Source organism: Staphylococcus pragensis (assembly GCF_004785665.1).
Taxonomy (GTDB): Bacteria; Bacillota; Bacilli; order Staphylococcales; family Staphylococcaceae; genus Staphylococcus; species Staphylococcus pragensis.
Window position 1 is genome coordinate 1,039,996 of sequence record NZ_SRPJ01000001.1, and the last position, 12,282, is coordinate 1,052,277.

Genomic DNA, 12,282 nt, shown 5'->3' on the forward strand with positions numbered 1-12,282 from the left:
AAACCTTGATCTCACTATGTTTTATAGTGAGATTATTTAATCCTCTTTTAAATTGTCAGAATATTTGTTAAAATAATTAAATCTTATTCATGTGGGAGGAAATTTAACTATGTATTATTATGAACCTTTATTACTTACACCAGGACCAACGCCAGTCCCTCCAGAAATTAATCACGCGATGAATTTACCAATGGTAGGTCACCGTTCTCCAGATTTTGAAGCAATTGCTAAAGAAGCTTTTAATAATTTGAAACCTATCTTTGGTACACAAAATGAAGTCATGATATTAACTTCAAGCGGGACAAGTGTGCTTGAAGCTAGTATGTTAAATATCGTGAATCCAGAAGACCATTTTGTAGTCATCGTTTCTGGTGCATTTGGCAATCGCTTTAAACAAATTGCGGAAACATATTATAAAAATGTGCATATTTATAATGTTGAATGGGGTAAAGCAGTCAATGTCGACGAATTTATTCAATTCCTTTCTTCAATTAACCACAAGATAACTGCAGTCTTTACTCAATATTGCGAAACTTCTACTGCTGTACTTCATCCAGTTGGAGAATTAGGGAAAGCTATCAAAGCGTTTGATAGTGAAATTTATTATGTAGTAGATGGCGTAAGCTGTATTGGCGCAGTTGATGTAAATCTTGAAAGAGATGATATTGATGTCCTCGTATCAGGCAGTCAAAAAGCTCTAATGCTACCTCCTGGACTTGCTTTTGTCGCTTATAATCAACGTGCTCAGCAACGATTTAGTGACGTTACTACCCCACGATTCTATTTAAATTTAAATAAATACTTTGATTCACTTCAACAACATTCAACACCTTTCACTCCGAATGTAGGACTATTTAGAGCTATTAATGCTTATGCAGCTTTAGTTAAGAAAGAAGGATTTAATAATACGATAGCAAGACATAACACGATTAAAAATGCGTTGAGAGCTGCGTTGAAAAAACTTGATTTAGGCTTATTAGTGGAAGATGCTTATGCTTCTCCTACTGTTACGTCTTTCGTACCTAAAGACGAAGCGGAAGTTAAACACATTAAAAATACTTTAAAATCTCAATTTAATATCACTATTGCCGGTGGACAAGGAAAGTTAAAAGGTAAAATATTGCGTATTGGTCATATGGGTAAAGTGTCTCCATTTGATATTTTATCTGTAGTAACTGCATTAGAACTTATTCTGACAGACTATCGCAAAGTCAATTATATTGGTAAAGCAACTACTAAATATACGGAGGTCATCCAACATGACGCATAAAATTTTAGTTTCAGACCCTATTTCTGAAGAAGGTTTACATAGTTTACTCTCTCACCCTGATTTTGAAGTCGAGATAAATACAGATTTAACACCCGAACAATTAGTTGATATCATCCCACAATATGAAGGTTTAATCGTGCGTAGTCAAACACAAGTTACTGCTGAAGTCATTAATCAAGCCCAACAGTTAAAAGTTATCGCTCGTGCAGGTGTAGGTGTAGATAATATTGATATTGAAGCAGCTACATTGAAAGGAATTTTAGTCGTTAACGCACCTGACGGAAATACGATTTCAGCTACTGAACATTCAGTGGCTATGATTTTAGCAATGGCGCGTAATATCCCTCAAGCCCATGCTTCTTTGAAAAGTAAGGAATGGAACCGTAAAGCTTTCAAAGGTGTAGAACTATATCAAAAAACATTAGGTGTCATCGGTGCAGGACGAATAGGATTAGGTGTAGCTAAAAGACTTCAAAGCTTCGGCATGAAAGTTTTAGCATTTGATCCCTACTTAACTGAAGAAAAAGCGCAACAATTAGACATTCAATTAGCTACAGTAGATGAAATCGCTACTAATGCTGATTTCGTTACTGTACATACACCTCTAACACCTAAAACGCGTGGTATTATCAATGCGGATTTCTTTGCTAAAGCAAAACCTTCACTACAAATTATTAATGTAGCTAGAGGTGGCATTATTGATGAGCAGGATTTACTTAACGCATTGAATAATAATCAAATTGCACATGCAGCTTTAGATGTGTTCGAACACGAACCTTCTACCTCTTCACCTTTATTAGATCATGATAAAGTGATTGTTACACCTCATTTAGGCGCTTCAACTGTAGAAGCTCAAGAAAAAGTAGCAATCTCAGTAGCAAATGAAATGATTGATATTTTAGAAAACGGAAACGTTACAAATGCAGTTAATGCACCAAGATTAAATTTAAATAATATTGATAAAGCGACTCAACAATGGATTGAAGTTGGAGAATTGTCTGGCGAATTGGCTATCCAATTATTAGAAGATGCGCCTAGAGAAGTTAAGATTACCTTCAACGGAGAAGTGAGTAAAAAAGAAACAGATTTAATTATTCGTTCTATAGTTACTCGTATTTTACAACAAGATTTAGGTGAACGTGTGAACTTAATTAATGCTATGGCTTTATTAAAAGAACAAGGCGTAACACATCATATTGAAGACCGTGCTTCTCAAGGAACGTTTAGTAACTATATCCAAGTTCACTTAATTGGAGATAAAGAAGAAGTTAAAATCGGGGCGACAGTTATTTCAGGCTTTGGCCCACGTATTGTACGTATTAATGATTTCTCAGTTGATTTTAAACCTAACGCTTATCAATTCATTTCATACCATGCAGATAAACCTGGTATGGTCGGATTAACAGGCCAATTATTAGGTAAACATGATATTAATATCGCATCAATGTCTCTAGGACGTCATAGCGAAGGTGGCCAAGCGATGATGGTGCTTTCAGTTGACCAACCTGTAACTCAAGAAGTTATTAATGAATTATATAAATCTGGTGGTTTTGATAAAATTTATGGTACTACTTTATCAGTAAAATAAATACATTATAAAAGCTCGTAGATGAAATAAATATTCATCTACGAGCTAAACTTATAATAAAATATCACGAATTTTTCCAACGTGATCTACGATATAGTCTGCATGATATTGCTCTAATTCTTCACGAGCTTCTTTCCCTTTTAAGCCTGTTAATGTGCCTATGAACGTAGCATCTATTTTTTTCGCACATAATAAATCTGCTAAAGAGTCACCCACGATATATACCTCTTCTTTATTAACAATATTTTCTTGCTCAGTGATATACGTTTTATAATCCGGTTTATGGTTACCATTGAGGGTTGCAATATAACAAAACGGATTAGGTTTACCTAAAGGAATATATTGTGGGTATTCTCTTTCAGCTTCAAGCACATCACTAGCAGTTACAATGTTACTTTTATCGAAATATTTTAAAAGACCAAGTGCTTCAAATGGTACTATCGTTTCTGTTTTAGGACGCCCTGTTGCAATGGCTAATTGATAACCCGCTTCTTGTAAATCATGTAATAAGGTTTTGACTTCCTCCACAGGTCTTAAAATAATTTCATCATAAATGAATCCTTCTTTTTGATTGTTAATAGGTGTTTTATTTTCAACTTCTTTGAACAACTTTCCGCCTAAATACCAATTTTGATAAACTTCTCTAGATAATTGCCATAGAGGACCCTTAAGTTTAAATATGCTGGTATCATCTAAATTTAGTTGCAATTGAGCATAGTGTTCTAAAGCTGCATATACATTTGCCTTGCCACTTTCAATATTTTTAATAAAAGATAGAGGCGCTTCATATTGAATTTCTATGTCTTTGTTAATGAAAGTTTGTAAATGCTGTAGATCATCTTGAGACATAGATTTTAGTTGTAAAAATGGATTAACAACTTGCGCACCTAACTCTTTTAATATATGTATAAAATGAATACTAAACACGACAAATAACATATCCCAATTGGAATTAAGACCCATTGATTTTAATTGTTTTAAAATGTGATCATCTTGAAACACTCTATTTCTTACTTCTTCAATCAGTTCATCATTCATATTCTCAAAATTAATTGATTTATCTAAACCAAGAAAAGTTCCACTCTTAAGCAATTCTTCTACAGTTAGCGCTGAAACATCAAAACAGCGTTCCTCACTTAAAAATACCCCATCTACATCAAATAATATTGACTTCATTTCACCGCTCCCCCTAATTTTAAATATTCTGATACTTTTAATCATAACTAACCTATGATTAAAGTCAATATACTAAAAAAAGAAACCAGCATGATATATAAATGATTACATATCATACCGGTTATCTGAACAACATATATTTATCAATATGGTTTTATCTTATCAGACTACTAAGACATATATTGTCTGTTTAATTAATTCTTGAAAATTAATGCATTTGTTTTTCAATTTCATCGGCTACTTGTTGGACATGTGTGCCAATAATAACTTGTGCAGAGTGTTTACCATTTTTTGTTACACCCACAGCGCCTGCATTTCTAATTTTTTGTTCATCAATAATAGAATTGTCTTTTAATTCCATTCGTAAACGTGTTGCGCAATTTGTTAATGTATCGATGTTTTCACTACCACCTAAGCCTTCTAGAATTTGACTTGCAGTTTTATGGTATCTGCCTTTTCCAGAAGCGACAGCTTGATCAGTAGAATCATCGGTAGTGTCATCAGTTGGATCTGTAAGTAAGTTACTTCCTCTACCAATGGTATTTAAATTAAATACGCGAATGACTACTCTGAAAATTACATAATATAAAATAAAGAAAACTACGCCTTGAACTAACAACATTAATGGATGATTAGCTACAGGGTTGATTAAAGATAAAACGTAATCAATTAATCCTGCACTAAATGAGAATCCTGCTGTCCAGTGGAAGAACGAAGCGATAAATAAAGATAAGCCTGTTAAGAATGCATGGATTACAAATAATACTGGTGCTACAAACATGAACGCGAATTCAATCGGTTCGGTAACACCTACGACGAAGGCTGAGACAGCACTGGCTAAGAACCAACCCCATACTTGCTTCTGTTGTTTAGTATCGGCACTATGATACATTGCTAAAGCTGCAGCTGGGATACCAAACATCATAATCGGGAAGAATCCCGCTTGATAACGGCCTGTTAAACCTTTAACTGCACCTTGGCCAGTTTGGAATTTACCGATGTCATTAATACCCGCTGTATCAAACCAGAATACTGCGTTCAATGCATGATGAAGGCCTGTTGGAATAAGTAAACGGTTAAAGAAACCATACAAGAAAGCACCAAATGAGCCAAAGCCTACAAGCCATTTACCAAATGCTACAATGCCTGAGAATACTAGTGGCCATGCAAATAATAAAATAACGGCTAAAATCGTACAGAAGAATACAGTCATAATTGGTACTAAACGTTTACCACTAAAGAATGATAAAGCCATAGGTAATTCAACTTCACTAAATTTGTTATATGAATATGCGGCAATTAAACCGATAATCATTCCTAAAAATACATTGGAATTATCCATTTTAGTGAAACCTAGATTAACGGCTTTTTGATTAATGTGAAACATGAGTGCTACATTCTCTGGATTAAGCACTTTAGTCACCATTGCGTAGCCTAAAGCACCTGCTAAGGCAACTGCGCCGTCATTTTTCTTAGCCATGCCAATCGCAACACCAATTGCAAAGATAAGCCCTAGTTGGCCTAGTATAGCTGTCCCTACCGTTGAAAAGAACAGCGCTACAGTTGGCAAGACGTCTAATGCTTTAAGCAAGTTACCAATTCCAACAATTATTGCACCAGCTGGTAACACAGCGACTGGTAACATTAACGATCGCCCTAAATTTTGAAAAAACTTAAACATCTATAATATTTCCTCCCAAATTACTAAATATTAATTCAAAAAAGTAATTGAAATTTATGTATGTTATACACCTATAATAATTTATCATATTTGAAAGCGTTTTTGTGATGGTATTTTCAGTAAAAATCATCAAATTTGTGGACTTAGATAAATTGATTATGATGAATAATATAAAGTTAGATAAAAGGCTTATTTAGGAGCATCTTTTGAGTTGAGATTAAAAAACTCTTGAACCTAAATTATGTTCGCAATATTTAAGTTAAGTGTGAAATATATTAGAAATGTATCAAGAAATAAATATTTAAAAGTTATTTCCATCTCATAATCAACATATATATTAAATAAAATACCAACATTAGGATGGCACTTAAAAATATACTTACAGTTAATTCTAATCCAATTCCCTTTATAATGTTCTTAGTTCTCAATTGTTTAATAGTAAGTAATACAATGTTCGTTACTAACACTGCAAAAATCATAACAATAAAAGGATTCATTTTTACCACCTATCATCTGATGTTTAATTTACTTAGACTTTAACTGCTTTTAAAAAATTTAATTATAGTATTATAGCAACTTATAAATTTTGTGATAAGTAATATATTTCGTAGATGTCCGACTCTTATCCTTGAATGTCACGCAACTAAACTTTTCTAATAAGATTAAGCTCTCAATAATACCTTTTAACTATCTCATTATTATAAATATGCGCTCGGTAATTTTGTTAAAATATACTCTTTAGAAAGTGGTTCATCATATTTAATAGTAATTAATTTAACATCATTTTCTTCGCACAAATCTTGTTTAATTTGATCGTAGCGTTGTTGTTTTAAAAGTTGTGCTTCGCCGCCCCAATGTTCAACCGCTTCGTAGTGTTGAATTCCATTATATTCAAATCCCAATTTTAATTGTGGTATATAAATATCAATTTCTAATCCTTGTAGCCAATCGGGACGGAAATGACGTTTACACTGATACTTATGGAAAATATCTTCAATAATTTTGAACATTGTGGTCTCAGAAGTCCACTTTTCTCCTATTTTTGCGACACCATATTCTTGGCGTAATATATTCTCAGATTGTTTAAAATAGTAATTATTTTTCAAGTCTTCTTCTATTTCAATTTGTTTAAAATACCAACCATACTTTTCTCTAAAACGACTACCAAACTTATCGAATGTGTACCTAGGCGTAGTTTGATTACATCTGAAACAAATATTATCTTTAAAATTAATATCACTCATTGTGATTTCTTGATTCTCTAAATGTGCATTTACTACTGGATGTATATATTTTCTTATGTCTTCTTTCTTATCGATTAATTTAGCAATAGCAGTTTGGGTGCAACTACACATAAAAGGTACTGTTTTAAAGTTCTCTCTAAATGCGAAAAAGATAGTGTTGTAATTCATAGGATAATAAGTAATATATGCGTCTACATTTTCATTAATAGAAAAATCTATTTTTTGGTTATGGCTATAATTAAGAAACCATTTTATTTTATTATTCATATTATGTTGAAACGTTTTGAATTCAGTTAATATTTTTGTAACTAATTTACCTTCTATATATACTTCTTTGTCTTTCCAATTTTTTATTAAATTAATAATTTCTTCGATAATTAATTTATGTTCGAGATACTCCATATCATCACATACTTCTATGCTAAATTGTCCATCATTATCTCTAAAAGATGTTAACTGTTGCAAAAGTGCAATCACTTTTTGGAAATTTTTAGATTTGCTTGGTTTTAGAATGATTTTTAAAATAGCTCTATTTTCATATAATGGCGCAATTTCTTCTTGAGTATGTTTATAAGCATTAGGATGATTTAGCGCCAATCCATCCAGGTGCATCACCTTCTTACCGTTAATTTCCTTCTCCATAGAGCGGCTATTAAATGGATGTAATTCAAGACGATGATTTCCTTCACTATTAATTGATGTTTCTATTGTTCCTGCATATTGGCTACCATTTTCTAAAATATCTTGAATTTCTTTCGCTTCATTTAACGTTTTGAAGATTAAGAAATGTGTAACTACTTCATCATTATTTGTAAAATGCAGTCTTAAGCACCTATCTCTTTCCTCACCATCGAAGCTCACCTCTTTAATTCTTGAAAAGGGTATGTGTAATGTTAAGTGATTTGTAAGATTAACTATAAATAATTCATTCAGTCCAAGATAAAATGAACTATAAATACTTTGTCCAAAATCATTGTAGTTATAGTAAAAATCACATTCCGTTTTATAAAAAATTGCTGTATCTTCGTATGTATCTTTAATATATTGATCATTGGCTTCCATACTTTTTCTATAATCCAATATCTATTCACCCATCATTCTTATTTATATGTAATATGCACTTATTAATCATTATATTATGACACAAAAATAAAGATTGAGAACATGAATCGTCTCAATCTTTATCTGTAATCAACTTATTTTTCTTTTAATTTGTCTTGAATTTGATGTAATTCTTTTTGAAGCTCTGAAGTACGTTTTTCAATTTCTTTAGTTAAAAAGTCGATTTTTTCATTTCGTTTTAAGTCTTTTGGAATATCTGATTGATAAATAGGTTTCCCAAATTTAATTAATGCTTGTCCTGTAATTAAGCCATGTAATTTTGTAGGACCCACGTATGCAGCTGGTAAAATTGGCGCTTTACCTAACATTGCGATTGTTGAGGCACCGCGTTTTAAAGGTGCACCTTCTACTGAAGTACGGTGACCTGTTGGGAAGATTCCTACTGTTTTGTTTTCTTTTAATAAATTAACTGGGCGTTTTAACGTACTTGGACCAGGATTTTCACGGTCTACTGGAAACGCATTTAATGAAGTTAAAAACTTACCGCCCCATTTATTACTGAATAATTCTTTCTTAGCCATATAATGAATTTCATTAGGTACAAGTGCTATCCCTAACATAATCACTTCATTATAACTTTCATGAGTACATGTTACGACATATTTATTATCTTTTGGAATATTTTCTTTTCCTAAAACAAATAAAGATTTAGCCATTTTCACTAAGAAAACATCTAAAATTCTACTAATAATTTTATACATTTTGTCACCTGCTTCTTTTTTATACACTTTACGATTTTATCATTATACTTATTTTTGAACAACATTTCACAAAGATACATCTAAAGTCTGATAGTAGTTTACTGGCAAATTTTCAAAAAAATAAGCATAATTGACATATCGACTAATTTAAAATGGAGGTTTAATATGTCAAATTATAATCAAGATAATTATTCGGAAAATCCAAATTATTATTCACAACCTAGAAAACCGAAATTTCCATGGTTTAAAACTATCTTGGTTGCTTTAATTGCAGGTATTATAGGAGCATTACTTGTGTTAGGTGTAAGTAAGCTTATGGGTAATAGTGGCTTCAATGACAATGGTGGTCAAGTTCAAGAAGTAAGTAATAGTAAAGGTGGCAATGTTCTTGATGGTAAAAGTGATAAATATAAATCAGTCAACGCTATGATTAAGGACGTGTCTCCATCTATTGTTGGTGTCATTAATATGCAAAAGGCGACAAGCTTAAATGATTTATTACAAGGTAAATCTACGAAAGCACAAGAAGCGGGTGTTGGTTCTGGTGTTATTTATCAAATCAATAATAATTCAGCTTACATCGTAACAAATAATCATGTTATTAGTGGGGCCTCAGAAATTAAAGTTCAACTACACAGCGGTAAGCAAGTAGAAGCGAAATTGATTGGTAAAGATGCTGTTTCTGATATTGCAGTATTAAAAATTGATAAAGTTGACGGTATTAAATCAATGAAATTCGCTAATTCTTCTAAAGTTCAAACTGGTGATAGCGTATTTGCTATGGGTAACCCGCTTGGCCTAGAATTTGCTAACTCAGTAACTTCAGGAATCATTTCTGCTAATGAACGTACAATCGAATCTAATACAACATCTGGTGGTACTAAAGTTAATGTATTACAAACGGATGCGGCGATTAACCCAGGTAACTCAGGTGGTGCGCTAGTAGATGTTAATGGTAATTTAGTTGGTATTAACTCAATGAAAATTGCTGCTGAACAAGTCGAAGGCATCGGCTTTGCTATTCCTAGTAATGAAGTTAAAGTTACCATTGAACAACTCGTGAAAAATGGTAAAATTGAACGCCCTTCTATTGGTATTGGATTATTAAACTTAAGTGATATTCCTGATTCTTATAAAAAAGAATTAAAAACTGATCGTGATGACGGTATCTATGTTGCTAAAGTAAGCCATGGTAGTGACTTGAAAGTTGGAGATATTATCACGAAAATTGATGATAAAGAAGTTAAAGAAGATACAGATTTAAGAACTTACTTATATCAAAATAAAAAACCTGGTGAAACTGCTAAATTAACAGTTATTCGCGATGGTAAATCAAAAGAAGTGACTGTTACGTTAAAAAGTCAAAAATCAACAGCATCTGAATCATCATCTTCAGAATCTGAAAATAATAGTCAATTTATAAGATAATTATCAAATATAAAAACACACATTTTGCTAATAATACATCCATTGTATTAAGCAAAATGTGTGTTTTATTTTATGCAACCGGTTGATTCTTATGTGTTAAGAATAACGCAGGAATAATAATGATAAGTAAAGTAACTACTGATACTAAGAAACCTGCATGATAAGCAGTAAGACTATCAGTTATTGAATTACCTAAACGATTTAATACCATTGCAAGTGTCGTAGCAATGAAGGCAGTACCGAAGCTTGCACCCACATTTTCAATCATATTAATACCAACACCTGCTTCAGCGATTTCATCTTCGTTAAGACCCATGTAAGCATCAGTGGTCATACCAAGATTGATGCCACCTACGCTACAACCTCTGATAAATAAAATAATTGAAAGCCATACAATGCTGGTATGTTGTGTGATAAACAATAACGGTACTGAGCCAAACATAGCGATTATCACACTAATAATTACGATCCATTTCGACCCATATTTATCAATGGCTTTGCCTATATATGGACGCGTAATTAACATACCTAAACCTTGCGGGATTAAAGCTAAAGCCGCTTCAATTGCCGTATAGTGTTTGAATGTTTGGAAATATAGCGGAATAATGACCATCGGCCCCATAATTCCTATATTTGATAGAAATAATCCTATAAATGAAGCACTATAATTTCTTCTTTTGAAAATAGATAAAGGTAAAATAGTGTCATTATGTTTATATCGATTATAGAAATAATAGCCTATTAATAAAACTACACCTATAATGACATAAATTAATGTCACAGAATTACTGAAACTGTGATAATCTGCTGCTTTAGTTAAACCATAAATAAATACTAAACTGATTAAAGCTAAAAGAAAAACACCTATGAAATCCATGGATTTAGCTTTATTAAATGGCTTAAAGTTTGGTAAATATTTCATCTGTAATGTTACGGCGACAATAACGACGACGATATTAATAAAGAACATCCAACGCCAGGAAGCAAAGTGGACGATGAATCCCCCAAGCACTGGTCCTAAAATTGGGCCAAATATCATCGGCGTACTCACTACAGCCATGATTTTACCAATATGTTCTTGGCCTGTCGTTTTAATTAGCAACGTAAACATCAATGTGGTGATGACCCCAGCACTCAAGCCTTGAATAATACGGAATATAATGAAACTTTCAACATTCCAACTTATACCAGCTAAGACAGAGGTTAATCCAAATAGTAATGAAGCCCCTATAAATACATGCTTACCATTAAATTGGTTAATTAACCAACCTGCCACAGGAATAATCATGGCTAACGCTAAAGTATAGCCCGTAATCCCCCACTGTACAGTATCTAGGGTAGTCTTGAAAGTTTGGTTAAGTTGTTTAATTGCGATATTGATCATTGTTGAATCAAGCATTGGCGCAATAGCGCCTAAAGCGATTGCCCATGCGGCAGTCATTGTCTCTTTGGAAACTTGATTCGTCCCTTGATTAGACATGAATTCTCTCCTTTAATATTGTTTCTTTGTCAACAAAAATATACGCTCTTTTTGTTTCCGTGTCAACAATATGAGAATAAAATTTTTTCTTAACCATGCTTTAACAATTTCTAATTTATGGTCTCCGATCTTGTTTAATAATTTCTTCATCCAAATGCTGATTATATCGATGAATAAAAGCCATCATATTTTTAAATTCTTCATTAGTCATCGTTTCAAACACTTTTTCATCTCTCTCTTGAAATTCTTGATGTAATTCTGAGTGAATTTGATAAACGTGTTCACCTTCAGGCGTTAATTTAAAATAAATCTCTTTTTTATTGTTTGGGTTTCTATAGTTTTCAATTAAACCTTTTTGTTGTAAACGTTTTGTAAGTTTACTAATGGCACCTCGCGTCATATATAACGTATCAGCTAGATAACGCACATTAGGTTGTGAATATTCTTTAATCGCTTCAATACAATGAACTTCACTCGGTTTATAGCCTTTTAATGCAGCTTCCATTTTATCTTTATTTAACCAACCTATTTTATTGAATAAATCTCTAAAGCTATTCATTAAGATTTCTTCTTTATTTTTTTGCATGTTATA

At 32.4% G+C, this 12,282-nt stretch carries 10 protein-coding genes; 3 read left to right on the forward strand and 7 right to left on the reverse strand.

Annotation, left to right across the window (positions count from 1 at the left end):
* The first annotated feature begins 109 nt into the window (after window positions 1-109).
* Both E2558_RS05125 and serA read left to right on the forward strand, forming a co-directional pair.
* Window positions 110-1,270, forward strand: a complete 1,161-nt coding sequence (locus E2558_RS05125) for a pyridoxal-phosphate-dependent aminotransferase family protein (RefSeq protein ID WP_126567108.1) — start codon at window positions 110-112, stop codon at window positions 1,268-1,270.
* A complete protein-coding gene (gene serA / locus E2558_RS05130; RefSeq protein WP_126567109.1) occupies window positions 1,260-2,858 on the forward strand; it encodes a phosphoglycerate dehydrogenase in 1,599 nt (532 codons plus the stop codon). The genes E2558_RS05125 and serA overlap by 11 nt, the downstream gene beginning before the upstream one ends.
* Window positions 2,859-2,909: 51 nt before the next feature.
* On the opposite strand, the gene E2558_RS05135 is transcribed toward serA, so the two are convergent.
* From E2558_RS05135 to E2558_RS05155, 5 genes are all read right to left on the reverse strand, one after another.
* Complete coding sequence (locus E2558_RS05135; RefSeq protein ID WP_126567110.1) at window positions 2,910-4,034, reverse strand: HAD family hydrolase; 1,125 nt, start codon at window positions 4,032-4,034, stop codon at window positions 2,910-2,912.
* 208 nt (window positions 4,035-4,242) lie between these two features.
* On the reverse strand, window positions 4,243-5,715 hold the full coding sequence (gene nagE / locus E2558_RS05140; protein ID WP_126567111.1) for an N-acetylglucosamine-specific PTS transporter subunit IIBC: 1,473 nt from the start codon (window positions 5,713-5,715) through the stop codon (window positions 4,243-4,245).
* A 308-nt stretch (window positions 5,716-6,023) separates the two neighbouring features.
* Window positions 6,024-6,212 carry a hypothetical protein gene (locus E2558_RS05145; protein ID WP_126567112.1) on the reverse strand — a complete coding sequence of 63 codons (189 nt, stop codon included), beginning with the start codon at window positions 6,210-6,212 and terminating at the stop codon, window positions 6,024-6,026.
* A gap of 201 nt (window positions 6,213-6,413) precedes the next feature.
* Window positions 6,414-8,039, reverse strand: a complete 1,626-nt coding sequence (locus E2558_RS05150; protein ID WP_126567113.1) for a PDDEXK family nuclease — start codon at window positions 8,037-8,039, stop codon at window positions 6,414-6,416.
* Between the two features lie 116 nt (window positions 8,040-8,155).
* Window positions 8,156-8,782, reverse strand: coding sequence for a lysophospholipid acyltransferase family protein (locus E2558_RS05155; RefSeq protein WP_126567114.1), 627 nt, complete (start codon window positions 8,780-8,782; stop codon window positions 8,156-8,158).
* 165 nt (window positions 8,783-8,947) lie between these two features.
* On the opposite strand from E2558_RS05155, the gene E2558_RS05160 reads away from it, so the two are divergent.
* Window positions 8,948-10,210, forward strand: a complete 1,263-nt coding sequence (locus E2558_RS05160) for a S1C family serine protease (RefSeq protein ID WP_126567115.1) — start codon at window positions 8,948-8,950, stop codon at window positions 10,208-10,210.
* Window positions 10,211-10,280: 70 nt separating this feature from the next.
* On the opposite strand, the gene E2558_RS05165 is transcribed toward E2558_RS05160, so the two are convergent.
* Both E2558_RS05165 and E2558_RS05170 read right to left on the reverse strand, forming a co-directional pair.
* Window positions 10,281-11,690, reverse strand: coding sequence for an MDR family MFS transporter (locus tag E2558_RS05165; RefSeq protein WP_126567116.1), 1,410 nt, complete (start codon window positions 11,688-11,690; stop codon window positions 10,281-10,283).
* Between the two features lie 115 nt (window positions 11,691-11,805).
* Entirely contained in the window at window positions 11,806-12,276 is a 471-nt protein-coding gene (locus tag E2558_RS05170; RefSeq protein WP_126567117.1) for a MarR family winged helix-turn-helix transcriptional regulator, read from the reverse strand.
* Window positions 12,277-12,282: the final 6 nt, after the last annotated feature.